Source organism: Ruegeria sp. BF7 (assembly GCF_056538605.1).
Genome location: NZ_JBQFTM010000003.1, coordinates 1 through 25096 on the forward strand (window position 1 = coordinate 1; position 25096 = coordinate 25096).

At 60.0% G+C, this 25096-nt stretch carries 25 protein-coding genes; 10 read left to right on the plus strand and 15 right to left on the minus strand.

Annotated elements, in window-relative coordinates; all coding sequences use genetic code 11:
• Nucleotides 1–437 precede the first annotated feature (437 nt).
• The 4 genes from ACR0IK_RS08470 to ACR0IK_RS08485 are packed head-to-tail and all read left to right on the plus strand — an operon-like array spanning nucleotide 438 to nucleotide 3935.
• Nucleotides 438–1088 (plus strand): histidine phosphatase family protein, encoded by a 651-nt coding sequence (locus tag ACR0IK_RS08470; protein ID WP_480641151.1) that lies wholly within the window; start codon nucleotides 438–440, stop codon nucleotides 1086–1088.
• A 16-nt stretch (nucleotides 1089–1104) separates the two neighbouring features.
• Nucleotides 1105–1719: a glutathione S-transferase family protein gene (locus ACR0IK_RS08475; RefSeq protein WP_480641152.1), complete on the plus strand. Its 615-nt coding sequence runs from the start codon at nucleotides 1105–1107 to the stop codon at nucleotides 1717–1719.
• A gap of 14 nt (nucleotides 1720–1733) precedes the next feature.
• Complete coding sequence (locus ACR0IK_RS08480) at nucleotides 1734–2789, plus strand: saccharopine dehydrogenase (RefSeq protein ID WP_480641154.1); 1056 nt, start codon at nucleotides 1734–1736, stop codon at nucleotides 2787–2789.
• Between the two features lie 3 nt (nucleotides 2790–2792).
• Complete coding sequence (locus tag ACR0IK_RS08485) at nucleotides 2793–3935, plus strand: saccharopine dehydrogenase family protein (RefSeq protein ID WP_480641155.1); 1143 nt, start codon at nucleotides 2793–2795, stop codon at nucleotides 3933–3935.
• Nucleotides 3936–3973: 38 nt separating this feature from the next.
• On the opposite strand, the gene ACR0IK_RS08490 is transcribed toward ACR0IK_RS08485, so the two are convergent.
• From ACR0IK_RS08490 to ACR0IK_RS08515, 6 genes are all read right to left on the minus strand, one after another.
• Complete coding sequence (locus ACR0IK_RS08490; protein ID WP_480641157.1) at nucleotides 3974–5050, minus strand: tetratricopeptide repeat protein; 1077 nt, start codon at nucleotides 5048–5050, stop codon at nucleotides 3974–3976.
• 150 nt (nucleotides 5051–5200) lie between these two features.
• Nucleotides 5201–5401 carry a DUF1127 domain-containing protein gene (locus ACR0IK_RS08495; protein WP_480592553.1) on the minus strand — a complete coding sequence of 67 codons (201 nt, stop codon included), beginning with the start codon at nucleotides 5399–5401 and terminating at the stop codon, nucleotides 5201–5203.
• Nucleotides 5402–5439: 38 nt separating this feature from the next.
• Nucleotides 5440–5676, minus strand: coding sequence for a DUF1127 domain-containing protein (locus ACR0IK_RS08500; RefSeq protein WP_480592551.1), 237 nt, complete (start codon nucleotides 5674–5676; stop codon nucleotides 5440–5442).
• A 130-nt stretch (nucleotides 5677–5806) separates the two neighbouring features.
• Nucleotides 5807–6883, minus strand: a complete 1077-nt coding sequence (locus ACR0IK_RS08505; protein WP_480641158.1) for a tetratricopeptide repeat protein — start codon at nucleotides 6881–6883, stop codon at nucleotides 5807–5809.
• 99 nt (nucleotides 6884–6982) lie between these two features.
• Nucleotides 6983–7300 carry a DUF3775 domain-containing protein gene (locus ACR0IK_RS08510; RefSeq protein ID WP_170326413.1) on the minus strand — a complete coding sequence of 106 codons (318 nt, stop codon included), beginning with the start codon at nucleotides 7298–7300 and terminating at the stop codon, nucleotides 6983–6985.
• 87 nt (nucleotides 7301–7387) lie between these two features.
• Entirely contained in the window at nucleotides 7388–8161 is a 774-nt protein-coding gene (locus ACR0IK_RS08515) for a DUF1365 domain-containing protein (RefSeq protein ID WP_480592547.1), read from the minus strand.
• A gap of 146 nt (nucleotides 8162–8307) precedes the next feature.
• Here ACR0IK_RS08515 and ACR0IK_RS08520 point away from each other — a divergent pair, with 146 nt between their 5' ends.
• The 3 genes from ACR0IK_RS08520 to ACR0IK_RS08530 are packed head-to-tail and all read left to right on the plus strand — an operon-like array spanning nucleotide 8308 to nucleotide 10083.
• On the plus strand, nucleotides 8308–8964 hold the full coding sequence (locus ACR0IK_RS08520) for a sigma-70 family RNA polymerase sigma factor (RefSeq protein WP_480641159.1): 657 nt from the start codon (nucleotides 8308–8310) through the stop codon (nucleotides 8962–8964).
• 10 nt (nucleotides 8965–8974) lie between these two features.
• Complete coding sequence (locus tag ACR0IK_RS08525; RefSeq protein WP_480592544.1) at nucleotides 8975–9625, plus strand: ChrR family anti-sigma-E factor; 651 nt, start codon at nucleotides 8975–8977, stop codon at nucleotides 9623–9625.
• 53 nt (nucleotides 9626–9678) lie between these two features.
• Nucleotides 9679–10083, plus strand: a complete 405-nt coding sequence (locus ACR0IK_RS08530; RefSeq protein WP_480641160.1) for a hypothetical protein — start codon at nucleotides 9679–9681, stop codon at nucleotides 10081–10083.
• Between the two features lie 3 nt (nucleotides 10084–10086).
• Here the strand turns inward: ACR0IK_RS08530 and ACR0IK_RS08535 are convergent, their stop codons facing one another.
• The 6 genes from ACR0IK_RS08535 to ACR0IK_RS08560 all read right to left on the minus strand — a co-directional run bounded on the left by ACR0IK_RS08535 (nucleotide 10087) and on the right by ACR0IK_RS08560 (nucleotide 17411).
• Nucleotides 10087–11316, minus strand: coding sequence for a DNA recombination protein RmuC (locus tag ACR0IK_RS08535; protein ID WP_480641161.1), 1230 nt, complete (start codon nucleotides 11314–11316; stop codon nucleotides 10087–10089).
• A gap of 52 nt (nucleotides 11317–11368) precedes the next feature.
• On the minus strand, nucleotides 11369–13234 hold the full coding sequence (mutL, locus tag ACR0IK_RS08540; protein ID WP_480641162.1) for a DNA mismatch repair endonuclease MutL: 1866 nt from the start codon (nucleotides 13232–13234) through the stop codon (nucleotides 11369–11371).
• Nucleotides 13235–13515: 281 nt separating this feature from the next.
• Complete coding sequence (locus tag ACR0IK_RS08545; RefSeq protein ID WP_480641163.1) at nucleotides 13516–14445, minus strand: metal ABC transporter permease; 930 nt, start codon at nucleotides 14443–14445, stop codon at nucleotides 13516–13518.
• Entirely contained in the window at nucleotides 14442–15647 is a 1206-nt protein-coding gene (locus tag ACR0IK_RS08550; protein ID WP_480641164.1) for a metal ABC transporter permease, read from the minus strand. The genes ACR0IK_RS08545 and ACR0IK_RS08550 overlap by 4 nt, the downstream gene beginning before the upstream one ends.
• Before the next feature lie 3 nt (nucleotides 15648–15650).
• The gene (locus ACR0IK_RS08555; protein WP_480641165.1) at nucleotides 15651–16454 is read right to left on the minus strand and encodes a metal ABC transporter ATP-binding protein; all 804 of its coding nucleotides are present in this window, start codon (nucleotides 16452–16454) and stop codon (nucleotides 15651–15653) included.
• 3 nt (nucleotides 16455–16457) lie between these two features.
• Nucleotides 16458–17411 carry a metal ABC transporter solute-binding protein, Zn/Mn family gene (locus ACR0IK_RS08560; protein ID WP_480592532.1) on the minus strand — a complete coding sequence of 318 codons (954 nt, stop codon included), beginning with the start codon at nucleotides 17409–17411 and terminating at the stop codon, nucleotides 16458–16460.
• Between the two features lie 198 nt (nucleotides 17412–17609).
• Between ACR0IK_RS08560 and deoC the strand changes: the two genes are divergently transcribed.
• The 3 genes from deoC to ACR0IK_RS08575 are packed head-to-tail and all read left to right on the plus strand — an operon-like array spanning nucleotide 17610 to nucleotide 21790.
• Complete coding sequence (gene deoC, locus ACR0IK_RS08565; protein WP_480641166.1) at nucleotides 17610–18608, plus strand: deoxyribose-phosphate aldolase; 999 nt, start codon at nucleotides 17610–17612, stop codon at nucleotides 18606–18608.
• A gap of 11 nt (nucleotides 18609–18619) precedes the next feature.
• Complete coding sequence (locus tag ACR0IK_RS08570) at nucleotides 18620–20953, plus strand: aldehyde dehydrogenase family protein (protein WP_480641167.1); 2334 nt, start codon at nucleotides 18620–18622, stop codon at nucleotides 20951–20953.
• A 21-nt stretch (nucleotides 20954–20974) separates the two neighbouring features.
• Nucleotides 20975–21790 carry an SDR family oxidoreductase gene (locus ACR0IK_RS08575; RefSeq protein WP_480641168.1) on the plus strand — a complete coding sequence of 272 codons (816 nt, stop codon included), beginning with the start codon at nucleotides 20975–20977 and terminating at the stop codon, nucleotides 21788–21790.
• A 22-nt stretch (nucleotides 21791–21812) separates the two neighbouring features.
• Here the strand turns inward: ACR0IK_RS08575 and ACR0IK_RS08580 are convergent, their stop codons facing one another.
• The 3 genes from ACR0IK_RS08580 to ACR0IK_RS08590 all read right to left on the minus strand — a co-directional run bounded on the left by ACR0IK_RS08580 (nucleotide 21813) and on the right by ACR0IK_RS08590 (nucleotide 25061).
• A complete protein-coding gene (locus tag ACR0IK_RS08580) occupies nucleotides 21813–23123 on the minus strand; it encodes a M16 family metallopeptidase (protein ID WP_480641169.1) in 1311 nt (436 codons plus the stop codon).
• Nucleotides 23120–24460 (minus strand): M16 family metallopeptidase, encoded by a 1341-nt coding sequence (locus ACR0IK_RS08585; protein WP_480641170.1) that lies wholly within the window; start codon nucleotides 24458–24460, stop codon nucleotides 23120–23122. The genes ACR0IK_RS08580 and ACR0IK_RS08585 overlap by 4 nt, the downstream gene beginning before the upstream one ends.
• Nucleotides 24461–24542: 82 nt before the next feature.
• Nucleotides 24543–25061, minus strand: a complete 519-nt coding sequence (locus ACR0IK_RS08590; RefSeq protein WP_480641171.1) for a DUF3035 domain-containing protein — start codon at nucleotides 25059–25061, stop codon at nucleotides 24543–24545.
• Nucleotides 25062–25096 lie beyond the last annotated feature (35 nt).

The window sequence follows — 25096 nt, forward strand, 5'->3', positions numbered from 1 at the left end:
AACAGGCATCTCCCACCCAGCAAAATCAACCATCTTGCCACCCAACTCAACATGCAATGAGTACAACGGCGTGCGCTTAATATCGGTCATGGGTCCAACCTTTCTTAGGTCATAATCTTTGAATGCCGCAACTGCCCGTTCTGCGCCAAGGCTATTTGCTGCCCAACTTCCCACGACTGTGTCGCAAGTCAACAGTCATGGAACTTTGATCTGTGTCAGAGCAGTCCCCTTGCGAGCCGGTAAAGAGTATACGCCCGTATGCTGCACCCGTGTTTCTGTTAGGAAACTTTTCCCCCTTAAGCAACACCAAAATGACAATCACCGACAGCTCATCCAAGCATGCGCCACAAGCCGCTGAGATTTTTGCCGGATGCCCACGCAACACCACTGGTCCCTGCCTACAACCTGCCCTAAGACTCCGCCCGAGAGGGACCGCCATGTCACATATAACACTGGTTCGCCACGGCCAGGCCAACACCGTTGCGCGCGATGAAAAGAGCTATGACAAGCTCAGCGATCTGGGTCACCAGCAGGCGCGCTGGCTGGGTGATCATCTGCAATTCACGCGGACCAACTATACGCGGGTCTATTGCGGCACCCTGACCCGGCACATCGAGACCGCCGCCAGCATGGGACTGACCGAACCCGTCCGTGACCCCCGGCTGAACGAGATCGAATACTTCACCATAGCCAGGCTGTTCGAAGAGCAGCACGGCGTGGTGATCCCGACGGACCGGGAAGGGTTTGTAGATCATCTGCCTCGCACCTTCGCCGCCTGGGCGAACGGGGAAATCAAAGATGCGCCCGAAACATTCGACGCGTTCGAGGCCCGCGTCTCAGGCGCTCTGCGTGAAATCGGCACCGAGGGTGGCCCGGCGATTGTGGTAACCTCCGGCGGGTTGATCTCGATGGTGGTGCGGCAGGCCATGGGGCTGGACATTCCGTCCATGGCGCGCGTGGCCCTTGCCATCATGAACACGTCAATGCATCGTCTGCACCCGATTGGCTCGCAGCTGAGCCCGGTCCTGTTCAACGCTGTTCCGCATCTGGAAGCGCCGGATCGGCAATACGCCCAGACCCATCTGTAACCCCGGAGGCCCTCTGATGCAGCTTTACTATGCCCCCCGGACGATCTCGGTCGCCGTTGCCATTGCCCTGGAAGAGGCCGGACTGGAGTATGAAGCGATCCGGCTGGACTTTGCCGAGGGTGAGCAGACAAAACCGGCCTACAAGCAGATCAACCCCAAGGGCCGCGTCCCGGCGTTGGTCGTAGAGGGCGGCATCCTGACCGAAACCGGGGCTCTGCTGGAATATATCGCAGCGAAGGCCCCCGAGGCCGGGCTGGTGCCCGCTGATCCGGTCTTGGCTGCCCGCATGCGTGAAGTGATGTTTTACCTCGCCTCGACCATGCATGTGAACCACGCGCACAAGCTGCGTGGGCCGCGTTGGGCCGACAAGAAATCCAGCTGGAAGGACATGAAAGACAAAGTTCCCCAAACGATGACCGCGTCCTGTGGCTATATCTCGTCCAACGGGTTGCGCGGGCCGTTTGTGCTGGGCGGTGCGTTCTCGCTGGCCGATGCCTATCTGTACGTGGTCTGCAGTTGGCTGGAAGGTGACGGCGTTGACGTATCGGCCTTTCCAAAGATTCTCGCCTTCCGTGAGGCGATGGAGGCCCGGCCTTCGGTTCAGGCTGTGCGCGCCGCGGGAATGCTCTGACAAAAGGAAATACGATGACACATCTCTGGGTCCGGACAGAACAGCGCCCGAACGAGGAACGGGTCGGGCTGACCCCCGAAGGTGCCGTTGCGCTGATCGCTGCGGGCATCCGCGTGACGGTCGAGGAAAGCTCGGTCCGTGCGATCCCGATTGACGGATACAAGGACGCCGGTTGCGAGATCGCGGCTGAGAATTCGTGGCCCGAAGCCCCGCAGGACGCGATCATCTTCGGGCTCAAGGAGCTGCCCGAGGACGGCACGCCCCTGCCCCACCGCCACATCATGTTCGGACACGCCTATAAGGGCCAGCATTCCGGCCGGGCACTGCTGGAACGGTTCAAGGCAGGAGGCGGCACGCTCTATGATCTGGAATACCTGGTCGATGAAGACGGTCGCCGGGTCGCCGCCTTTGGCTATTGGGCCGGGTACGCGGGCGCTGCCGTGACGCTCAAGACCTGGGCCGCGCAGCAACGGGGGCAGGAATGCCCGCCGGTTGGGGTTTATCCCAGCAAGGACACGCTGAATGCCGAATTGCTGGCTGAGCTGGACGCAACCGGCACCATGCGTCCCCGCGCTATCGTCATCGGCGCTTTGGGCCGTGTCGGCACCGGCGCCGCAGACCTGTGCGAAGCGATGGGTGTCAGCGTCACCAAATGGGACATGGCCGAAACCGCAAGCGGTGGGCCATTCCCAGAAATCCTGAAACACGACCTGTTCCTGAACTGCATCTTTGCCCGCCCCGGCACCCCGGTCTTTGTTCCGCAAGAGGCGTTGACCGCCCCGCGCAACCTGACAGCCATCGGTGATGTCGCCTGCGACCCGGACAGCGATTACAATCCCGTTCCGGTTTATGACCGCGCCACAACATGGGGCGCCCCCGCCCTGCGGGTTGCGACCGACCCTGTTATGGACGTCATGGCAATAGACAACCTGCCTTCGATGCTGCCGGTCGAGAGCTCCGAAGATTATGCCGCGCAACTGCTGCCCTCACTGCTGACCCTGACCGATTTGGACAACGGTGTCTGGGGCCGGGCGTCGGCAACTTACAATACTCATATGAGAGGAATCTGAACGATGACGATTCACTGGTGTGGCACCGGGCTGTCGGCCATACCCGGCCTGCGCCGCCTGATCGAAGGCGGGCACAAGGTCACCATCTGGAACCGGACCATCGACAAGGCCAAGGCCGAGGTCGGTGATCTGACCGACGACATCCGCGCCTTTGACATCGACGCATTAGGCGCGGTGCTGGAAAAAGGCGACGTGATCGTCTCAATGCTGCCGGGCGACTGGCACGTGCCGCTGGCGGAGCTGGCCATTTCGAAAGAGGCCAATTTTGTCTCTTCCTCCTACATCGCGCCCGAGATGCGCGCGCTGGACGACAAGGCGCGTGAGGCCGGCGTCGCGCTGGTCAACGAGGTCGGGCTGGACCCGGGCATCGACCACCTGATGGCCCACGCGCTGGTCGCCGACTACCGCGCCTCGGGCGCGTTCGATGCGCAGAATCACCTGAGCTTTATTTCGTACTGCGGCGGCATCCCCAAGAACCCGAACCCGTTCCGCTATAAATTCAGCTGGTCGCCTTTGGGTGTGCTCAAGGCGCTGCGGTCGCCATCGAAATCGATCCGCGATTACGCTCCGCTGGATGTCACCCGCCCCTGGGATGCGATCACCAGCTATATCGCGCCGCTGCCGACGCCCGAGAGTTTCGAGGTCTATCCGAACCGCGACTCGATCCCCTTCATGGCCGAGTACCAGTTCGAGAAACACTGGCCTGTCAAGGAATTCGTCCGCGGCACCCTGCGGCTGAACGGCTGGGCCGATGCATGGTCGGACGTGTTCACCGAGATCGAGACACTTTCAGGCCCCGAAGGTGATGCGCGACTGAAAGAGATGTCGGATCAGTTCTGGGCCGAGAACGCCTATGACGAGGGCGAGCCGGACCGCGTGGTTCTGTGCGTGGGCCTGAAGGCGGAAAAGGACGGCGTCCCGGTCTGGAACAAGACCTATGTGATGGACGCCTGGGGCGACGCGCGCGGCACGGCAATGGCGCGTCTGGTGTCGGTTCCGGTCTCGCTGGCTGTCGAGGCGGTTCTGAACCGCGCCATCCCAGCCGGTGTCCACGCCGCCCCCAGCGACCCGAAACTGGTGCAGGGCTGGATGGGTGAGATCGATAAACTGGCCCAGCACCTGCAGGTGGTGGATCACTTGAGTTGAACGATTGGCACCGGCCTGACTGAGGCAGGGCGGTGCCTTCAATTCATAGTATCATACGCCAGATCAACAAAGTTGCGACGTACTTGCGGGCTGTAGAGGTGCTCATTTACGTATATCCAGCCCGCTTCGTTTTGCTCTTTAAACCCTTCGTAATACTCAACCTTGCCGTCGTTCACGCATTCGAAAGCGCGGTGAAGGATAAGGTACCGAGCCGCGCTTTCCGTAGATTGGTCCGGCGAGAGTGCCCCCATATAGGCCGACTGAAACTCTCGTCTGGATTTCCAATTCCCCAGCTGAACTAGGTCAGTGAGAGTATAAACGCCTGTGTCTTGCAAAGCCCTATCGAGTCGTTCCGGGTTCAACTCTACCCACTCTTTCAACGCCTCATCACAGGTCAACACCGGATAGCCTGCCCGACGTTCGGGAAAAAAGGGTGGGCAGTCAGGTCCTGCAAGAGCACATGCTTCAAAGAAACCTTCCGCCGTCTTTCTGTGCGTCAAATCCAACCGATACGCTTCTTTGAATGCTTCAGCAGCTGGCCCGTACTGCTTTAACTCAAGCCGCTTATGCCCAAGTTCGCGCGGCATCCACAGCAAGCGCTCATCTTCCGCAGTCGGGTATTTCTTCATCAACCGAACATAATATGCGTCGGCCTCTTCGTACCGCTCCAGCTTCTTCAAAAGGAGAAAACGCTGTTGCATCGTGTAGGTATTCGCGGGGCCCAGACGATGTGCTTTTTCGATTACATCAAATGCAACCTCATCCTCACCCAATTTGCCCAGAACATAACTGACCCACTGCCAAGCCTGGTGTTCATTTGCATTAAAAGCCGCAGCATCCTCGAAGTCCTGCAAAGCACGCTGCAGGTCCTCCTGTTTCACATATGCCCGGCCGCGATAGATGTGGAGGACCGCCAGTTCCTCAGGCGTGTATTTTGCGGTTGCCAATAGCCTGTTGCAGCCCTGAACAGCCACCTCTGGTGCAGTTTCCGGGTTATGGCAACCCTCCGCAAACATATCTGCAGCCAGATCATTTCGCTGATTCTGTTGATACAAAACAAACGCGGCTGCCAGAATCAGGCACGCCGCCGCCAGCCTCACAAATCGGAAATTCAAAAAAAAACCTGCCCCTGCAACACGTCAATCAACTTAAACGCGTTCTTTCTGGCATGACTTCTTGCGAATGACCATCTGCGTCTTCGGATATCGGCCGAAAAAAAAGCCACCCCGATTTATCGGAGTGGCTTTATCTCGAACCGCTACCGGTCAGATATAGCGCTCAATCACGTCTTCGATATTACTGCGATTGATGCCAATCTCTGCCAGATCCTGATCGGACAACCGGTTCAGCTCCTGCGCGGCACACACGATATCCGATCTGATCCCCTGCAGCCGCATCGCCCGGTCAAAAAGCAACACAGAACTGGCACTTACCGGGGGTTTGCAGTTGGGTTTGAAATCCAGCATTCTCTCCTCCATGTTTGATGCCCGACAGGGCGCCTGAATCACTGCGCGGGGCGGTGATAGGGCTGCTTGTGGTAGATGCTTTCATAGGCGCGCCGATTGATGTCACTGCGTGGGATGCCGATGTCTTCCAATTGCCGGTCAGTCAGCTTTTCCAGTGACCGGACGGTTTTGGCGTAAATCCCGCGGCGGAAATGTTCGACCCGGGCTTCGGCGTAATTAGAGAACAGACCGAAGAAGAGCCCCTTCTGCGGGGTAACTGTTTGTGCGTATCCCATGACTTTCTCCTTTAACTCTGAATTGCATGTTTTGTTGCTGAAACAGATAAAAGAAGCCCGCGTTAACGCGGCCAGAGGATTGGGTTAAAACGGGTTAATGTGTTGGATTAGGGCGTGTTGCCGGGTGCGTTCAGAAAAAAAACGCCAGATCCAGCAGATTTTGGCGCAGCGGCGGTGTAAAGTAATGCGCATTGACCATTTCGATCAATTCTTCTTCGGGGCCAACGTATTGAAGTGGATAGATGTACTTTTCGGGGAAAACACAGTCGAAGGCTTTGCTAACTACAATGAAATACTCCGCGTCTTCCGAAGGATCGCCGTTCACTAGCACCGCGACTTGACCCGCATACATGGCTTGAATGTCGTATTTGATCCACCTTGTTTCTTGAGCAAAAAGCTCACTCACAGTCTGCAAGCCGGTCTCTTGCAGTTTGTCGCTATAGTAGTCAATCTCCCCCAATCGCTCGATCGCATCAGAGCACATGAGGTTGGGATAGGCTTCCCGCCGTTCGGGAAAAAGGGGTGGGCATTGGGGCCCCAAGCCAAGACATGCCACGTAATAATAGCCTACGAGATCGTGGTTCTGCGGATCGCGTTTGATCCCTTCGGTCGTCAGATCAAGCAGTTGATCGTAAAGCTTGTCCTCAATTAGGTGACTTCCCCACATCTTTTTAATCCATCTGCGGTCGGGGTAAGTCTTTGCTAGATTCGCGAAATAGGCATGCAGTTGGTTGTCCGCACCCATCGCGCGAAGCAATTTCCCTTTCATTTCTAGCGAGTAATCACTAGCAGGTGCGCGTTCCAACGCCGTCTCAATAGTCACCAATGCGTCGGCGTAGTCCTTGGTGCGCGTCAACACAAGAGCCTTCCACTGCAGCGGCACCTCGCTTTCGGGAAATGCGGCAACCGCCAGATCGGCCTCACGCTTTGCGGCCTCCCAATCCTTCACCCCCATGTAAAGCCGCATTTTGTTGCGGTACGCCAAAGATCGTTCAGCCGGATCGGAGATGGTCCAGTCCAACAGAAGATCGCAAGCGTCGAGGGTGGTCTGCAGGTCACCCTTATCCGAGCTACAGATATCAACCAACGCGTCATGTTTCTTGCGCAAAATCGGTAGCGCCACGATACACAGCACGACCAGAACAATGGCCACGCGGACAAAGGTCAGTTTGCGTTTCGGGGGATCAACAGGAGTATCAGCGTTCATTCAATCAACCAAAAGTATATCCGGCTGGACTGAATCAAACCTGTACGGGTTTGTAAATTGCCTTGAAAACAATGCCCGCAAAAAGTGCGGGCATTCTGTCTACATCAGATCGTTTTCCACGTCCTCGGCCGATATTCCCAGCGCATCCAGGCCGTTCTCAAGGTGATCCGACAGGTGCGGCGTGCCGATCAGGTAGTCGGCACAAGGGGTCGAGGCCTCGGATTTGGCGGTTGCTATCGCCTCGGCCAGATCCTCGGCGAAAAAGCTCTCGCGCCCGATCCACATGACGGCGACCAGTTCGGCCTGCTCATCTTCGCCCATACGGTCGATAAAGGCGCGCAACTCACCCTCGGCGCGGTTCAGTTCGCGCCCCATCATGGCGACCTGAGCGATTTTTCTTGCCGAGATTTCCAACATGACCCAACTCCTCGTGTTCGCGGTTTCCATCCTAGCACAACCACTCGGTGGCTGCTGAGTCTTTGATCTTACGCAAACAAAGTGACCTTATGGCTCGCGAATGCGGGAAACCGGGTGATCGGGAACAGGGGCGCTGCGAAACGGGCGGAACCGGGCTTTTTTGACCCACAGTTTCAACGCCTGCCACAGGATCAGGACAAATGCGCGACGGGCACCGAACGGGCGACGCAGCAGCGACCACAGGATTTTGCCATCACTCAGCGGTGCACGCGGTCCTGTTAGCGTTGCAATTAGCCCGCCATCCTTGCGCCCATAGTCGATCCAGACCCCCACCCGGTCGGACCGATAGTCGAACCGGAAGGTATATGTGCCTTCGATCTTCTGAAACGGCGAGACATGCATCAACTTGTCCGCCATGATCCGATCCGAAGGCTGGATCGGCGCGAAATTGGGGTTGTGGCACAGGTAACTGTGGCGCGTGCCGTAGGTATTGGTGACCTCGGCCACCACCGCATAAAGCTGTTCCTCACCGTCGAAGCAAAACCAGAAGCTGACCGGGTTGAACACATGGCCGAACACGCGCGGCTGTGTCAGCAGAGTGATATGTGCAGGTTGGGTAACACCCATCTGGTCGAACTGCTTGCGCAGCCAGATGGCACCGTGCCCTTGCCCTGGCTCTCCGCCGTGATCGCGATCCCGCCAGTTGGTGACATTGACCCGGTTCATGGAAAACAGCAGCGGAGTAACCGGGTGACCTTCGGGATCCAGCAGAATGTAGTCGACGGAATAGCGAAAGGCGTTCTGAACGGCGCCCTTCCGCCCGTGAAAGGTATGGCCTGCGATATGGTCAATCCTGTTCACGTCGAATTCCTCGTTCCGCCTGCAAACCGTTCAAACGGCATTCTTTTCCTCATCTGTTTGTTTCAGATAGTACGGAAGTTAGCCCGACACGGATCAAAAACCGCAAACAAAGTGATCCGCCTTGGGCTGCCCCGCGTAATGTGGTTATGTTTACCGAGATCGATACCGTGACCTTGGATGAACCGGTGGCCGAGGGGCCAGCACTCAGGCCTTGGCGCGCGAAGAAACGCATCAGGGGCAAGCCGGTGAACAAAGCGGATGGCAGTTGCGACACCAGAGCTGAGTGGGTGAGCCACGTCAGACGCATTCGAGATGCTCAGGATCAGGCGGCTTTTGCCGAGCTGTTCCAGCATTTCGCACCGCGGATCAAGGCGTTCCTGATCAAGTCGGGATCAGACGCGACGCTGGCCGAGGAATGCGCGCAAGAGGTGATGGCGACCTTGTGGCACAAAGCCCATCTATTCGATCCGACCCGCGCGACCGTTGCCACCTGGGTATTTACGATCGCGAGGAACAAGCGCATCGACGTCCTGCGCAAACAACGCCGCCCCGAGCCCGAAGATCTGGGATGGGGTCCCGAGGCGGAACCGGAGCAGGACGACGTGATCGCGCTGCAACAGGAAACCGCGCAACTGCGGGGCGCCATGGCGGCGTTGCCCGAGGCGCAACGAGAACTGATCGAAAAGGCCTATTTCGGCGATCTGAGCCACCGCGAGATTGCATCGCAGACCGGATTGCCGCTGGGCACGATCAAATCACGCATACGACTGGCGCTGGACCGCTTGCGCCACGCGATGAACTGAGATGATGACGATGAGCAACGAGATCAAACATCACCTGACAGACGACCTTCTGATGGCCTATGCAGCGGGATCCTTGCCCGAGGCCTTCGACCTGATGGTCGCCACGCATCTGTCCCTGTGCGACCACTGCCGCGCCCGGGCGGAAAGCTATGACGCCGTTGGCGGCTGTGTCCTGCAGGATCAGGGCGGCCCGGCCAGCATGAGCGATGGTGCTTTGGCCGCGACCATGGCGCTGATTGCCCAGGGCGCGCCCATTGCGAAACCAGCCCGTCCGGGGTGTTCGGTTCTGCCCGCACCTCTGCAGGATTACGTGGGCGGTGATGTGAACGCCATCAAATGGCGCTCTATCGGCATGGGTGTGAAACAGGCGATCCTTCCGACCACACGCGAGGCCAGCGCGCGCCTGCTGTTCATTCCCGCTGGTGCCGCCGTGCCGGACCACAGCCACAATGGCATCGAACTGACGATGGTCCTGCAGGGCGCGTTTTCGGACGAGATCGACCATTTCGGTCGTGGGGATGTCGAGATTGCTGACGAAAGCCTGCACCACACGCCGACCGCTGATATCTCAGAGGACTGCATCTGCCTGGCCGTTACCGACGCGCCTTTGAAGTTTACTAAGTTGATGCCGCGTCTGTTCCAACCATTCTTGCGTATCTGAAGCGCTGGGCGGCTCGTGCACACTGACCTTTCATTCGGTTCGGGAAACATTTCATGAAACATCCATTGATTATGGCTGGATTGATCGCGAGCCTTGCCAGCGCGGCCTGGGCGCAGCGCGCGGCGGAGGTGAAATTCGAACCCGGCAATTTCGGCACAATGGTAAACGGGACGATCACCGGCAATGAGTATTTCGATTACAAGCTGGGCGCGCAGGCGGGTCAGGAAATGTTCGCTGATCTCAAGGTCAGCGATACCAATGGCAATGGCGTGATTTACTTCAACATTCTGCCACCCGGAAGCGATGGCGAGGCAATCTATAACGGCTCGATCGATGGCAACACCGCCCGTATCGACCTGCCCGAGGACGGAGATTATACGATCCGCGTCTACCTGATGGGCAATGATCGCGATACAGACAAGACAGTCGGCTATAACCTCGACCTGTCGATCCAGTAAAGTTCAGCCTTCGGATTTGCCCAGCGGCACCACATTGTTGTGATCATCCGGGGCAAGTTCTTCGAAATCGAAGTTGTCCAATCGCTGAGCCCGGCGCCCGGCTTTTTCGGCGCTGATTTTGATGTCGGATATGTCCTTGGCCACCTGCCCGAAATGGCGGTCCAGATTTGACACACGGTCCCCCAGCCGCTCGACATCCTTGTGAAGCAAACCCAGTTCCTTGCGGATCGCGCCCGCTTGTTCGCGCATCCGTGCGTCCTTGAGAATTGCGCGCATGGTGTTCAGCGTCGCCATGCAGGTGGTCGGCGAGACAATCCAGACACGTTTCGAAAAACTCTCCTGCACCAGTTCGGGGAACTTGGCGTGTAGTTCCGCATAAACCGCCTCGGACGGAAGGAACATCAGCGCGCCGTCAGCGGTTTCACCGTCCAGAATGTACTTCTCGGAAATGTCGTTGATATGTTTCCGCACCGTGCTGCGAAACATCTGCACGGCGGCTTTCAACTCAGCATCATTGGTGGAGCCAATCAGCGCCTCATAGGCCTCAAGCGGGAATTTGCTGTCGATCACGATCGGCCCTGGCGGGTTCGGCAGGTGGATCAGGCAATCCGCCCGACGCCCGTTTGACAGGGTCGCCTGCAGTTGGAAACTGTCCGACGGCAGTGCCTTGGAGACGATATCGTTCAGTTGGATTTCCCCAAACGCGCCGCGGGTCTGCTTGTTGGACAGGATATCCTGCAGCGACAGCACATCGCCAGAAAGTTTGGTGATATTGTCCTGCGCCTTGTCGATGGCGGCCAGGCGCTCTTGCAGTTGCGTCAGTGAGGTCGCGGTCTGCTTGGATGAGCCATGCAGAGATTCCTTCATCCGCTCCTGCATCTCGGCCAGCGCGCGCGCTGATTTCATCGCGTTGTCCGCCAGCCGGTCATTCATCTGCTGCTGCACCGAGGAAAGGCGCGATTCAACCGTCTGGATCACCTGTACCTGCGCATTGGCCTGCGTGTCCGAGACATGTTGCAACCCGCCCCGTAACTGCTCCTGCCCCTGCCCCAGTTGCTGCACGTTCTGGCCCAGATGGGCCATCTGCCGCGCCAATGGTTCCGCCATCCGGGCAGACCGCTGCGCCGCCCGGAGCGACAGGAACAGCAACAGCAGGATCAACGCTATGACACCGCCCACGAACAGCATCACGGGGTCATTCAATGCAACTTGGGTGCCAGCAATCTCGATCATGTCGCCTCAAATGTTCTTGTTTTATTCTTCATAACCCGGCAACGCTGCCGGATCAACTGCGGCCGAACAAACGCTCGATATCGCTCAGCTTCAGTTCCACATAAGTCGGCCGCCCGTGGTTGCACTGACCGGAATGGGGGGTTGCCTCCATCTCACGCAGCAGAGCGTTCATCTCTTCGGCTCGCATGCGGCGGCCTGACCGGACCGAACCATGACAGGCCACCCGGCTGAGGATCGCTTCGATCCGCGACTGCACCGTCTGGCTTTCGCCCTGATCGGCCAGTTCGTCAAGGATATCCAGGATCATTGCGCGGGCATCGACCTCACCCAGAATGGCCGGGGTTTCGCGCACGGCGATGGCGCCGCCACCAAAAGGTTCCAGCGTCAGCCCAAGGCGCGACAGGTCAGCCGCAACCGCCATCAAACGCGCGCAGTCGCCTTCGGACAGTTCGACGATTTCGGGGATCAGCAACGCCTGCGCGGCGACGCCATTCTCGGCCATCTGGGTTTTCAGCTTTTCATAAACCAGCCGTTCATGCGCCGCGTGTTGGTCGACGATCACCATGCCATCGGCGGTCTGGGCGATGATGTAGTTCTCATGCACCTGCCCGCGCGCCGCGCCCAAGGGCAGGTCGGCCATTGGCATTTCTTCTGAAACGGGCGAAACAGACGTCGGTTCTACAACATTGCCACTATAGTCCTGCGATAGTTCCGCAAAGCCCGGAGCTTGCGCCCTGTAGGCAGCCTGACGCGCTGCGGGCGATGGCCGCTCCATCTGATACACGCGCGCAGGTGCAGGTTGAGCAGGGAGCGCCGGTTCGGGCCGCATCGCCCCCAATGTGGCATTGGCAACGGTGGTCGAAGCCCGGTGCCCCGCCTCGGCCAGCGCATGCCGTAAGGCTGAGACGATCAGCCCGCGCGCAACGCCCGGATCGCGGAACCGCACTTCGGACTTGGCGGGATGGACGTTCACATCCACCAGCGTCGGATCGCAGTCGATGAACAGCGCCGCAGCCGGGTGCCGGTCACGGCTGAGGAAATCGAAATAAGCTGCCCGCAGCGCGCCGGTCAGCATCTTGTCACGCACCGGTCGGCCGTTGACGAACAGGTACTGTGCCACCGCCGCGCCGCGGGAATAGGTCGGCAAGGCGGCGTAACCGTACAGCCGGATACCTTCGCGCGTCGCGTCGATCTGCAGGGCGTTCTCGGCAAACTCTCTCCCGATCACGCGGGCCAGACGGGCGTGCAGCGCGTCGAACAGGTCGCCTTTCTCGCGGTCGGCCCGGAAGGTCACACGACCCTCACCCCCGCCCGAGACATCACGCAGGGTGAAAGTGATGGCGGGCTCAGCCATGGCAAGGCGTTTGACCGTGTCATTTATCGCCTGCGCCTCGGCCCGATCGGTACGCATGAACTTCAACCGGGCGGGTGTGGCAAAGAACAGGTCGCGCAGTTCGACCACTGTACCGGCGCGCAGGGCGGCAGGTTTGACCGCTTCCATCTTGCCACCAGATACATGGATTTGCGCCGCGTCGCCCCCCGGCACCCGGCTGGTTATGGTCAGCCGCCCGACGGCACCAAGTGAGGGCAACGCCTCACCGCGAAACCCGAACGTTTGGATGTTCAGAAGATCCGAGCCGTCAATCTTCGAAGTCGCATGGCGCGACAGCGCCAGCGGCAGGTCGCGCGTCGAAATCCCACAGCCATCATCGGTGACGCGAATCAACGTCTTGCCGCCATCAGCGATATCAATGGCGATCCGTGCCGCACCGGCATCGATGGCGTTTTCCACCAGCTCCTTGACCGCCGAAGCCGGGCGTTCCACCACCTCGCCCGCAGCAATACGGTTGATGGCGGCATCATCAAGCTGCCGGATAATGGGGGGCGTTTCGCTGATATTGGGGTGTGTCTGCGCCATACCACCAGACCTAGCACAGACGCGCACGATTCTGCCACCGGTTTGGAAGCTTGAGTTTTGGGGAGGGGGCGTTCGAACAATCGCGCCCTATCTGTTTCAACAAACGGCAAACTGGGTCGCGATTGTCCGAACGATCCTAAGTGAGTGGTGGTCATTCAGAAAAATTCTGGATCGGGCTTAGCACGAATGACGCGTTGCAAATCATTAACTCTGCATGCCCTTGCAGTCTGAGCAGATTTCAGCCGACCGGTCGCAGACAGAGGTGGCAGGAACACGCCGTGTCAAGAGGCCTGGGGCGCTCCGGCGCGGGTACGGCATGGTCCCCACAATGCGGCAGAGGCCAAGATCAGGCCCGACATGGTGGCAATCATGCCCGCCGCGCTGACAGCGTCTGCTCTGCCCAGCCACAGCGGCCCGTAGCCCGCCAGTACATAGCCCGAAACCGCCGAGACACTGGCGAAGACAACGCTCCACGCAATCTGGGTTTCCAGCCGGTTGGTCATCATGCGCGCAGCAGCTGGCGGGCAGATGAACATGGCGATCACGATGATCGACCCCACTGCGTCAAAGGCCGCCACGGCAGATATCGCCGCAACGATCACCAGCGCCATGCCCAGTGCGCCGGTGCGAATTCCGATGGTGCGGGCAAAACCTTCGTCAAATGTGGAAATCTTCAGCGGTCGCCAGAACAACCAGATGAACAAGATGACGCCCACCAACGTCAGCGCGATGCGCGGCAGTTCCGGCGGCAACCCGGCCAAAGCCGTCAGATCAAGCAGCGACGACCAGCCCACCGCATCCAGCCAGATCAGGCTTTCCAGATTGCCATAGAGCGCATGTTCCACATCCAGATGCACGGTCGAGGTGTCGGTTTGCTCCAGCAACAGAACACCGCCCGCGAACATGGTTGTGAAAACAACACCCATCGCGGCACCAGGCTCGATCTGGCCCAGTCGCCGGATCGCCTCGATCATCACCACGGCCACAATCGAAGCCCCCGCCGCGCCCAGCATCATCGGCCAGGTCGAGATCACCCCGGTCAGGATAAACGCCACCACGATGCCTGGCAGCACCACATGGCTGATCGCGTCCCCGATCAGGGCCTGCTTGCGCAACACCAGAAAGTTGCCGGGCAGCGCGCAGGCAATCGCAGCGAAGGTGCCAATCAGAAGGGGTGTCAACGACAGGGGGACGAACTCTTCACCGCTCATGAGGGCACTCCCTGCGGGCCGCCGATCTGGCGGTCGATCTCGGTGATCTGGTCGCGTGTCAACACCGTCTCGATATCGCGCAGCCCGTCATAAAGCGCCGCCGTCGCCTCGTGTGCCTGATCGGTGCGGACTAACTCCCAGCGTTTTTCGTCGCGCAGGGCTTTTGCCGCGCGGGCCTTGCCGGCTTCGGTGGCGACACCATCGGCACGGGCCAGCCCGGCGCGTTTCAACAGGCGCAGGGTGAGAGGCTCATAGATTTTCTGATCCTGCGCCAGCGCCAGCAGACCCTGCCGGATATGTACCCTGCGCTGAAATCGCATGTGTTTCAGTACCGCCGCCAGGACACCCCGGACCGGCGCCAACAGCAGGGACAGCGCAAAGAAAGCAAAGCTGACCAGAACGATGATCGGACCCGTTGGCAGGTTCGGAGCCGAGGCCGAAAGCGCCGCGCCCAGATACCCGGCCAGACCACCCGCGAAACCGGCCAGCAGCACCACGCGATCCGAGCGTTCGGTCCAGAACCGTGCCGTAACGGCCGGGATAATCAGCAGTGCCACGATCAGGATCAGCCCGACGATTTTTAGGCCGACTACGGTGACGGCCATCACCAGACCCATCATCGCCAGATCGATGCGATGCATTGGCAAGCCCCGCGCCGCGGCGTATTCCGGATCGAAGGCCACCATCGTCATCGGGCGCCGGATGATCATCACCAGCGCCAATGTCGCCGCCCCGCCAATCGCGATGATCAGCGCATCGGCCCACAGCATCCCGGCGGTCGAGCCCAGCAGGAACCCCTCCAACCCGGCCTGCCGCCCGACGCCCATGGTCTGAATGACGGTCAGCAGCACGACACCAAAGCCAAAAAACACCGAAAGCACCGCCCCAATGGCTGCATCCTCGGCCAGGCGCGTCCGGCGGGTCAACCAGTTCATGCACAACAAACCCACCCAGGCCGAGATCGCCGATCCGGCCAGCAGACCGATCAGATTGCGCCCATCACCGCCAAAGGCGACCAGCACCATGAAAGCCAGACACACACCCGGCAGGGTCGCATGGCTGATCGCATCGCTGACCAATGCCCGTTTGCGCAGAAACAGAAACGTACCGGTGACCCCGGCGGACACACCCAGCAAGGTCGCACCAATGGCGACCAGCGTGGCGTTATAGCCAAGCTGCAGAGTCAGAGCTTCCCAAAGCATGGATTACCCCAGCGCGCGTGAAATCTGGTCGATCTGGGCGGTGGCCAGACGGCCCCCGTAAGCCGATTGCAGGGTTTCGGCGGTGAAGGCCTCGGCCACCGGACCCTCGGCCACTTTGCGGGTGTTGATCAGGAAGACATGGTCGAAGTATTCGGTGACGGTGGCCAGATCGTGATGCACGACGACAACGGTCTTGCCCGCCTCTCTCAGCGATTTCAGAACCGCAATGATGGCCTTTTCCGTCGCCGCATCAACCCCGGCAAAGGGTTCGTCCAGCAGGTAAAGGTCAGCCTCTTGCGCCAATGCGCGGGCCAGAAACACGCGCTGCTGCTGGCCGCCGGAAAGCTGGCCAATCTGACGATCCGCGAAATCGCGCATGCCGACCCTGCTCAGGCAATCCATGGCACGTGACATGTGCCGGGCACGAATACGGCCGAGCAGACCGAGCTGCCGCGACAGCCCCATCAGCACCACGTCGATCACGCGGGTCGGGAAATCCCAATCCACACTGGCGCGCTGCGGCACATAGGCGATGCGGGCGCGTTGCTGTTCCAGCGGCTTTCCATAGACAGTGACCTGCCCAGACAAGGGCGACACAATCCCCAAAGCGGCCTTTAACAGGGTCGATTTCCCCGCGCCATTAGGTCCGATGATCGCTGTCATGGCGCCGGGCTGCACGGTCATGTCCACCGAGAACACCGCAGGTTTCTGGCCGTAGGAAACCGTCAGGCCGCGAATGGCCAGAGGGCTATCGTCCAGGCCGTGCTCTGCAACCGAAACACCCTGACTTGTGGCGAGCTCCAGCATGACTTAAAACCCTGCCGACAGTTTGCCGTTCATGCCGCGATCGGGCACATCCGCACCCAGCGCGCCTGCGATGACGGTGATGTTGTGGTCCAGCATGCCGATATAAGTGCCCTCATAGGTCCCCGGTTCGCCCATGGCGTCGGAATACAGCTCACCGCCCACACTCACATCATGACCTTTGGCCGCAGCGCCTTCGATCAGCGCGCGCATCGACCGATCAGACACTGAGCTTTCCACGAACACCGCTTTCAGCTGCTTGTCGACCAGCGTGTCCACCAGCTCTCCGATCCGGTTCAGACCAGCTTCGGACTGGGTCGAGATGCCCTGGATGCCCATCACCTCGTAGCCGTACTCGGCCCCGAAATAGCCAAAAGCATCATGCGCCGTGACCAGTACGCGGTTGGTTTCGGGGACAGACGCAAGCGCCCGACCGGCATAGGTCTCCAACTGGTCGATCTCGGCCAGATGCGCCTGCGCATTTGCGGCAAAGATGTCGGCCGCGTCGGGGCGCGCTTCGGTCAGTGCTTTCTGCACTTCGACGACCACATCGCGCCATAACGCTGGGCTCATCCACACATGCGGGTCGTATTTGTCCGCATAATCATCATGCGCACGCAGTTTCGACGTGTCGATCCCTTCGGCCACGGCAACCACGTTACGCTTGCGGCCCAGGTCGTGAAAGAAATCCTCCATCTGCGCCTCAAGATACAGGCCGTGCCACAGGATCAGGTCGGCACGGGTCATGGCAACGATGTCGCTGCGGGTCTGGCGATAGGCGTGCGGATCGACGCCGGGACCCATCAGGCCCTTCACCTCGACCTGATTGCCACCCACTTGACGCGCGGCGTCGGCAATCATGCCTGTGGTGGCAACCACCTTCAGCGGCGCCTCGGCCCAGGCCGTCAATGGCAATGCAGCGGCAAATACTAAGGCTGCAAGAAAGCTGCGACGAATCATGTCGGACCCCGATTTGGAACTCAGTTGCAAATGAATATGCGAACCATTCGCAAGTAAGTCAACGCCATTGCGAATTATTCGCAAGAAAATGCCAATTTTGTCCATTTGGTCAAAAAATATACCATTCCCGCTCCTGTATGCCTTTCATTTATCCGCAACCCGTGCGATTTTGGCGCAAACCTCCCAAAGGATGTGAAGATGGATACGCAGAGCTCAGAAAGCCCCGTGCGCACAGCGCATCTGCCGCAAGTGACCGAGCCCAGAAACCCCGGTATGGATCTTGATCTTGACTGGGTGCGCGCCGTGCAGGCCAACACCTCGGCGATTGAGCGCCGTGCGGCGACCTTGTCCGGTCGTCGGTCGGTTAAAAAAGAGTATCAGGCCGCATGGCTTCTGAAGGCGATCACCATGATCGACCTGACCACATTGTCCGGCGATGACACCGTGGGCCGCGTGCGCCGCCTATGCGCCAAGGCGCGTCAGCCAGTGGCACCTTCTGTACTGCAGGCGCTGGACATGCCGCCGATCACCACCGGCGCGGTTTGTGTCTATCACGACATGATCGAAACGGCAGTTGAGGCATTGAAAGGCACCGGCATCCCCGTCGCGGCCGTGTCGACCGGCTTCCCGGCTGGCCTGTCTCCGTTCCACCTGCGCGTGGCAGAGATCGAAGAAAGCGTGAAGGCCGGAGCCGAAGAGATCGACATCGTGATCTCACGCCGCCACGTGCTGTCGGGCGATTGGCAAGCGCTGTATGACGAAATGAAAGCCTTCCGCGTGGCCTGCGGCGATGCCCATGTCAAAGCCATTCTGGCAACCGGAGAGCTGGGCAGCCTGCGCAACGTCGCCCGCGCCTCGCTGGTCTGCATGATGGCAGGCGCCGATTTCATCAAAACCTCGACCGGGAAGGAAAGCGTCAACGCCACCCTGCCCGTGTCGCTGGTGATGATCCGCGCGATCCGCGACTACTATGACCGCACCGGGTACCGGGTCGGGTACAAACCTGCGGGCGGCATCTCCAAGGCCAAGGACGCACTGGTCTACCTGTCGCTGATCAAGGATGAGCTGGGCGACCGCTGGCTGGAGCCGCACCTGTTCCGCTTTGGCGCGTCGTCGCTGCTGGGCGATATTGAACGGCAGTTGGAACACTATGTAACGGGCGCGTACTCCGCCGGCTACCGTCACTCCATGGGCTGAGGACAAGAACAATGACAGTCAAAGAAATCTTCGAGACCATGGAATACGGCCCTGCCCCCGAAAGCGCCGCCGAGGCGCTGGCCTGGCTGGTCGATCAGGGCGACAAGTTCGGCCACTATATCGACGGGGCCTTCACCAAACCCGGCAAAGGGTTCGACAGCCGCAACCCCGCAACGGGTGAGGTTCTGGCCAAGCTGACACAGGCGAAACAGGCCGATGTGGATGCCGCCGTCGCCGCAGCTCGTAAGGCCCAGCCGAAATGGGAGAAGCTGGGCGGCGCAGGCCGCGCACGGTATCTCTATGCCATTGCGCGACTGCTGCAGAAACACGCGCGGCTGTTTGCGGTGCTGGAAAGCCTCGACAACGGCAAACCGATCCGGGAATCGCGCGATATCGATATCCCGCTGGCGCAGCGGCATTTTTACTATCACGCGGGTATGGCCCAGCTGATGGAGAGTGAACTGCCCGACGCTGAGGCGCTGGGTGTTTGCGGCCAGATCATCCCGTGGAACTTCCCGCTGCTGATGTTGGCGTGGAAAATCGCGCCGGCGCTGGCAATGGGCAATACTGTGGTTCTGAAACCGGCCGAGTACACTTCGCTGACCGCGCTGCTGTTTGCCGATATCTGCTCGCAGGCCGGTCTGCCCAAGGGCGTGGTCAACATCGTCACCGGCGATGGCGCAGTGGGCGAGATGATCGTGAACGCGGACGTGGACAAGATCGCCTTTACCGGGTCGACCGTTGTCGGTCGTCGTATCCGCGAGGCGACCGCAGGATCGGGCAAGGAACTGACCTTGGAACTGGGTGGCAAATCCGCCTACATCGTGTTCGACGACGCCGATATCGACAGCGCTATTGAAGGGCTGGTCGATGCGATCTGGTTCAATCAGGGTCAGGTCTGCTGTGCAGGCTCTCGCCTGCTGGTGCAGGAGGGCATCGCGGACCGCTTCCACGAGAAGCTGCGCGCGCGGATGGACAAGCTGCGCGTCGGTGATCCGCTGGACAAATGCATCGACGTGGGCGCGGTTGTGGACCCGGTCCAGTTGCAAACCATCAAAGGCATGGTCGAAAGCAACACCGCAGGTCATATCCATCAGGCCGCATGCGAGCTGCCTGAAAACGGCTGCTACTACCCGCCGACTCTGATCTCGGGCCTCGAAACCTCCGACCCGCTGATGCAGGAGGAGATTTTCGGCCCGGTTCTTGTGTCTTCGACCTTCCGTACCCCGGAAGAGGCGGTGGAACTGGCCAACAATACCCGATACGGGCTGGCCGCGACGGTCTGGACCGAGAATGTGAACCTTGCGCTGGATATTGCACCCAAACTGGTTGCAGGCGTGGTCTGGGTGAACGCCACCAACCTGTTCGATGCCGCTGCCGGGTTCGGCGGCGTGCGCGAAAGCGGTTTTGGCCGTGAAGGCGGCTGGGAAGGGCTGAGCGCCTACACAAAACCCAAAGGCAAGGCCAAGCCGCTGACCAAGGTCGAGGCGACCATGGGCGAGGGCGCTCCGGTCGATCCCATTGACCGCACCGCCAAGATGTATGTCGGCGGCAAGCAGGCACGACCCGACAGCGGTTATTCGAAACCTGTTTGGGGCAAGCCCGGCCTGCTGGGCCATGTAGGGATTGCCAACCGCAAGGACGTGCGCAACGCGGTTGAGGCTGCGGCGGGCGCCAAGGGCTGGTTCAAGACCACCGGTCACCTGCGGGCGCAGATTCTGTATTACATCGGCGAGAACCTTTCGGCCCGTGCGGACGAATTCGCTGCGCGCATTGACGCCATGACCGGTGGGAAAACCGGCGCGAAAGAGGTAGACGCCTCAATCCAGCGCCTGTTCACCGCCGCCGCCTGGGCTGACAAGTATGACGGTCAGGTTCACGGCGTGCCGATCCGGGGCGTTGCCATTGCGATGAAGGAACCGGTGGGCGTAATCGGCGCGCTCTGCGCGGATGAGGTGCCGCTGCTGGGTCTGGTCTCGGTCATGGCACCGGCAATTGCGATGGGCAACCGGGTTGTGCTGGCGGCAAGCGAGCCCTATCCGCTGGCAGCGACGGATTTCTACCAGATCCTCGAGACGTCCGACGTTCCTGCAGGCGTGGTCAACATCCTGACCGGCAGCCATGCAGAGCTGGCGAAACCTCTGGCTTCACACCTGAATGTCGACGCGGTCTGGTCGTTCTCGTCCACCGATCTGTCGAAAGAGATCGAGGCCGTCTCGGCCGGAAACCTGAAACGGACCTGGGTCAATAACGCGACGGCATTTGATTGGGGCGTGGACCATTCGCGCCGCTTCCTGCAGGCTGCGACCGAAGTAAAAAACATCTGGGTGCCCTACGGCGAGTAGGGCCCGCCAAGGGAGGCCTAAATGGATTTTTCAGGACAAACCGTCATCGTCATAGGTGGCACCAGCGGTATCAATCGCGGCATTGCCGAGGCCTTTGCGGCCTCGGGTGCCAAACTGGCCGTCGCCAGCCGTTCCCAGGAAAAGGTGGATGATACGGTCGCCGCGCTGAGGGCTACGGGCGCGGCTGACGCCATTGGTGCTGCCTTTGATGTGCGCGACCCCGAGGCGGTGGCAGCGGGCCTGAAACAGTTCCACGACGCGTTCGGTGATTTCGACGTGCTGGTTTCCGGTGCGGCGGGCAACTTCCCCGCACTTGCGGCCGAGATGTCGGTCAATGCGTTCAAGACCGTGATCGATATCGACCTGATGGGCACGGTCCATGTGATGAAAGGGGCCTACCCCTATCTCAAACGCCCCGGCGCCAGCATCATCAACATCTCGGCCCCGCAGTCCTATCTGCCGTACGAGGGCCAGGCCCATGTCTGCGCCGCCAAGGCAGGCGTTGATCAAATAACCCGCACCCTGTCGATGGAATGGGGCGTTGAAGGCATCCGGGTGAACTCGGTTGTTCCGGGCTTCATCGAAGGGACCGAAGGCGCAAAACGTCTGGCACCCACCGAAAACGCCCATGAAGAACTGCGCCGCGATGTGCCTCTGGGCCGTTGGGGTCAGCCGCAGGATGTGGCCAATGCCTGCCTGTTCCTCAGTTCTGATCTGGCCAGCTATATCAGCGGCACGGTACTGGCCGTGGACGGGGCGCTGTATCAGCGCGGCTCGGGCAAATTTGGTCAGATGATGGGGCAGATGCTGCGCAGCGCGGCAGGGAAAAAGGGCTGAGGCGTACTCAGCCCCCTTTTCATCAATTCGTGGTTTCCAGCCCTTCGGGCTTACCGACGACTGTAAAGTGCAGTCCTTCGGGGTCCAGCAACTCGCGGGCCATGCGGTTTACCTCGTCCAGAGTAACAGCGTTCACCTTGTCGTTGCGGGTGGCGATGTAATCGATGGGCAAGTTCTCCATCTGCATCCCGACCATGATCCCGGCGATCCGGCCATTGCCATCGAACCGCAGCGGATAGGCACCAGTCAGATAGGTCTTGGCCTCGTCCAGTTCGGTCTGGGTCACACCCTCAGTCGCAGCGCGCGCCCATTCGTCGCGGATCACCTCGACCGCTTCGGCGATGCGGTCATTGCCCGAGGACACGGACCCCATATAGACCGAGGCCAAATCCTTGGGTACCAGATAGGTCGCCACGCCATAGGTCAGGCCGCGTTTTTCGCGCACTTCCTGCATCAGGCGGCTTTCGAACCCACCGCCACCCAGAATGTGGTTCATGATATAGGCGGCAAAGAAATCGGGATCGTCGCGGTCGATGCCCGCATGACCGAACAAGGCCACCGATTGCGGGGTGTCAAACTCAACCACGCTGATCCCGCCGGGGATGCTCACATCGGCACGGTCCGGAATCGGCTTGCCGGTTTCAGGCAGATCAGCCAGCAACTTGTCCAGCAACACACCCAGTTCGTCAGGGGTGATGTCGCCCACGGCACCGACATAAAGCCGATCCTTGGCAAAGACATTGTCATAGGCGGTCACGACATCGGCGCGGGTCAGCGCGCTTACGCTTTCAATCGTGCCCTTGCCCTCGGTGCCATAGGGGTGATCGCCATAGGCCACCTGCGCGAAACTACGGCTGGCTATATCGTTGGGATCGGTCTGATCGGACCGCAGGCCGGACAGAACCTGCGCCTTCACCCGCTCTACTGCATCCTCGTCAAAACGCGGCTCGTGAATGGTGGTACGCAGCAGGTCGGTCACTTCATCGCGGTTCTCGGTCAGAAATTGTGCCGAGATCGAGACCGAGTCATCAGACGCATTGTAACTGAACGAGGCCGCCAGCGATTCCAGTTCGCGCGCATAAGTACGGGCATCCATGTCACCTGCGCCTTCCTCAATCAGCCCGCTCATCAAGTATATGGCGCCACGTTTGCCGGGCTCGTCCAGCGAGGTGCCGCCGCGAAAGCGCATCTCCAGCGCGGTGAAGGGGATCGAGTGATCCTCGACCAACCAGGCTTTGATACCACCGGGCGAGGTGACCTCTTCGATCTTGATCTCGGCCCATGCGGGCAACGCGATGACAAAGGCGATCAGGGTTGCGAAAATCCGTTTCATTGCGTCACCTCATCGTCGCGCATCAGCCAGCCCGTGACCGATGCTTCGGATTGCAGAACCTCGCGGGCGGCGGCGATGATCTCATCCCCCGTCACGGCCTGCAGAACATCGGGCCAGGCCTGCACATCCTCGACCGTTAGACCGCTGGTCAGGGCGCGGCCATATCGGTTGCCGATCCCGTCCACATTGTCGCGTGCAAAAGTTTGGGCCGCACGCAGTTGCATCTTGATGCGGTCGAGATCTTCTTCGTTGACACCATCGGCGATAAAATCAGCCACAGCCTGGTCCATCGCGTCCTCGGCTTCTTGCAGGGACACGCCCTGCGCCGGAACAACCAGCAGATCGAAGGTTGTGTCGTCCAACGACACACCTCGGTAAAAGGCCCCGGCATAAACGACCATTTGCTGTTCAAATTGCAGCTTTTCGTTCAGATATGACGTGGTACTGCCGCCCAGCAACTCGGCCAGCAGGAACAACGCCGCGGCTTTCTCCTGCTCACCCGGATCACGCTCGGGCGCCAGATAGCTGCGCTGCACATAGGGCTGCGACACCCGCGCATCCTTGAAGGTGAGGCGACGTTCGGAAGTCTGCGGCGGCTCTTGCGAGCGGAATCGTTCGGGTAGGTCAGGATTGGCTGGGATGACACCATAATAATGCTCGGCCAACGCTTTGACCGCATCGGGCTCCACATCGCCGGTCACCACCAGAATGGCGTTATTGGGCGCATAATGGGTCTGGTAGAAGGACAACGCATCCTCCATGTCCAGTGTCTCCATCTCGTGCCGCCAGCCAATAATCGGCACACCATAGCGATGGTTGAGGTACTGCGCCGCGCTCATCTGCTCGCCGAACAGAGCGCGCGGACTGTTGTCGGTGCGCTGATTGCGTTCCTCGAGTATCACGTCGCGCTCGGTGACGATGTCCTCTTCACTGAGGCGCAGGTTGCGCATCCGATCCGCCTCCATCCGCATCATCAATTCCAGCCGGTCTGCGGCGACGCGTTGGTAATAGGCGGTGTAATCATAAGACGTAAACGCATTGTCATTACCGCCATTGGCAGCAACGGTAGCCGAGAACTCACCCGGCGCCAGCGTATCGGTGCCTTTGAACAGAAGGTGTTCCAGGAAATGCGCCACACCGGACGAGCCGACCGGCTCATCCGCAGATCCGGCACGATACCAGACCATGTGCTGTACGATGGGCGCACGGTGATCTTCGACCACGACGACATCCATGCCGTTGTCCAGCGTGAAGGTTGTGACCGCCTCGTGCCCCTCTTTGGCAATCAAAGGGGTGGCGGCGAAAAGGGCGGCAGACAAGGCCAGAGCCCGAACCATGGGGCGTCCTCCGTTTCGTTTAATGATGTTCAAACTACGGTGGTGCGGCGCAGGTTCAAGGCCGATGACGGAAAGTTAAGGTTTATTCATCAGCCGGAGGTGCAGAAGGGGTCTCGATCCCCGCACGGCGCGCCGCTTCGTTTTGCGCGTCGGCATCAAGTGCCTGACGCTGGTAGACCTGCGTATAGCGGTCCACCTTGAACAGGCGCAGGCGGGTCAGGCGGCCCTGCTTTCTGCGGAATTCGGCATCTTCGGTATCGACAACCTGCCGCGTGTTGGAAGGAACACCATAGCGGCTGGAGGCCGTCACCAGCGCTGCATCGGTGGACGGGATGGCGGCATTGGCATTCAATGCTGCCTCGCTGCCGCCCAGTGCCACGATTGCGTCCGCCTTCGGGTTCGGGTCGGTCAGGTTTGTCCCACCCGGCGTGGGCGCAGGCAGGAACTTGTAGTCCTTGGGCTGGGTCAGCGGTTCCACCGGCATGACCGAGAATTCATCCGGCCCCTGTCCCGGTGCCTCAAGATGGCGCAAACCGATATCAGCACATCCCGCTACCGCAAGAATCAGTGTCACAGCAAAAATGGATCGCGGCAACCGCATCAGAGTCTCCAGCCAGTTTCAGGCGCTTTTATCGC

Bases quoted from the DNA above. Each gene is read 5' to 3' on its own strand.
- ACR0IK_RS08470 (WP_480641151.1), top strand. From the start codon at position 438: ATGTCACATATAACACTGGTTCGCCACGGCCAGGCCAACACCGTTGCG.
- ACR0IK_RS08475 (WP_480641152.1), top strand. From the start codon at position 1,105: ATGCAGCTTTACTATGCCCCCCGGACGATCTCGGTCGCCGTTGCCATT.
- ACR0IK_RS08480 (WP_480641154.1), top strand. From the start codon at position 1,734: ATGACACATCTCTGGGTCCGGACAGAACAGCGCCCGAACGAGGAACGG.
- ACR0IK_RS08485 (WP_480641155.1), top strand. From the start codon at position 2,793: ATGACGATTCACTGGTGTGGCACCGGGCTGTCGGCCATACCCGGCCTG.
- ACR0IK_RS08495 (WP_480592553.1), bottom strand. From the start codon at position 5,401: ATGCTGGATTTCAAACCCAACTGCAAACCCCCGGTAAGTGCCAGTTCT.
- ACR0IK_RS08500 (WP_480592551.1), bottom strand. From the start codon at position 5,676: ATGGGATACGCACAAACAGTTACCCCGCAGAAGGGGCTCTTCTTCGGT.
- ACR0IK_RS08505 (WP_480641158.1), bottom strand. From the start codon at position 6,883: ATGAACGCTGATACTCCTGTTGATCCCCCGAAACGCAAACTGACCTTT.
- ACR0IK_RS08510 (WP_170326413.1), bottom strand. From the start codon at position 7,300: ATGTTGGAAATCTCGGCAAGAAAAATCGCTCAGGTCGCCATGATGGGG.
- ACR0IK_RS08520 (WP_480641159.1), top strand. From the start codon at position 8,308: ATGTTTACCGAGATCGATACCGTGACCTTGGATGAACCGGTGGCCGAG.
- ACR0IK_RS08525 (WP_480592544.1), top strand. From the start codon at position 8,975: ATGAGCAACGAGATCAAACATCACCTGACAGACGACCTTCTGATGGCC.
- ACR0IK_RS08530 (WP_480641160.1), top strand. From the start codon at position 9,679: ATGAAACATCCATTGATTATGGCTGGATTGATCGCGAGCCTTGCCAGC.
- ACR0IK_RS08535 (WP_480641161.1), bottom strand. From the start codon at position 11,316: ATGATCGAGATTGCTGGCACCCAAGTTGCATTGAATGACCCCGTGATG.
- mutL (WP_480641162.1), bottom strand. From the start codon at position 13,234: ATGGCGCAGACACACCCCAATATCAGCGAAACGCCCCCCATTATCCGG.
- ACR0IK_RS08545 (WP_480641163.1), bottom strand. From the start codon at position 14,445: ATGAGCGGTGAAGAGTTCGTCCCCCTGTCGTTGACACCCCTTCTGATT.
- ACR0IK_RS08550 (WP_480641164.1), bottom strand. From the start codon at position 15,647: ATGCTTTGGGAAGCTCTGACTCTGCAGCTTGGCTATAACGCCACGCTG.
- ACR0IK_RS08555 (WP_480641165.1), bottom strand. From the start codon at position 16,454: ATGCTGGAGCTCGCCACAAGTCAGGGTGTTTCGGTTGCAGAGCACGGC.
- ACR0IK_RS08560 (WP_480592532.1), bottom strand. From the start codon at position 17,411: ATGATTCGTCGCAGCTTTCTTGCAGCCTTAGTATTTGCCGCTGCATTG.
- deoC (WP_480641166.1), top strand. From the start codon at position 17,610: ATGGATACGCAGAGCTCAGAAAGCCCCGTGCGCACAGCGCATCTGCCG.
- ACR0IK_RS08570 (WP_480641167.1), top strand. From the start codon at position 18,620: ATGACAGTCAAAGAAATCTTCGAGACCATGGAATACGGCCCTGCCCCC.
- ACR0IK_RS08575 (WP_480641168.1), top strand. From the start codon at position 20,975: ATGGATTTTTCAGGACAAACCGTCATCGTCATAGGTGGCACCAGCGGT.
- ACR0IK_RS08580 (WP_480641169.1), bottom strand. From the start codon at position 23,123: ATGAAACGGATTTTCGCAACCCTGATCGCCTTTGTCATCGCGTTGCCC.
- ACR0IK_RS08585 (WP_480641170.1), bottom strand. From the start codon at position 24,460: ATGGTTCGGGCTCTGGCCTTGTCTGCCGCCCTTTTCGCCGCCACCCCT.
- ACR0IK_RS08590 (WP_480641171.1), bottom strand. From the start codon at position 25,061: ATGCGGTTGCCGCGATCCATTTTTGCTGTGACACTGATTCTTGCGGTA.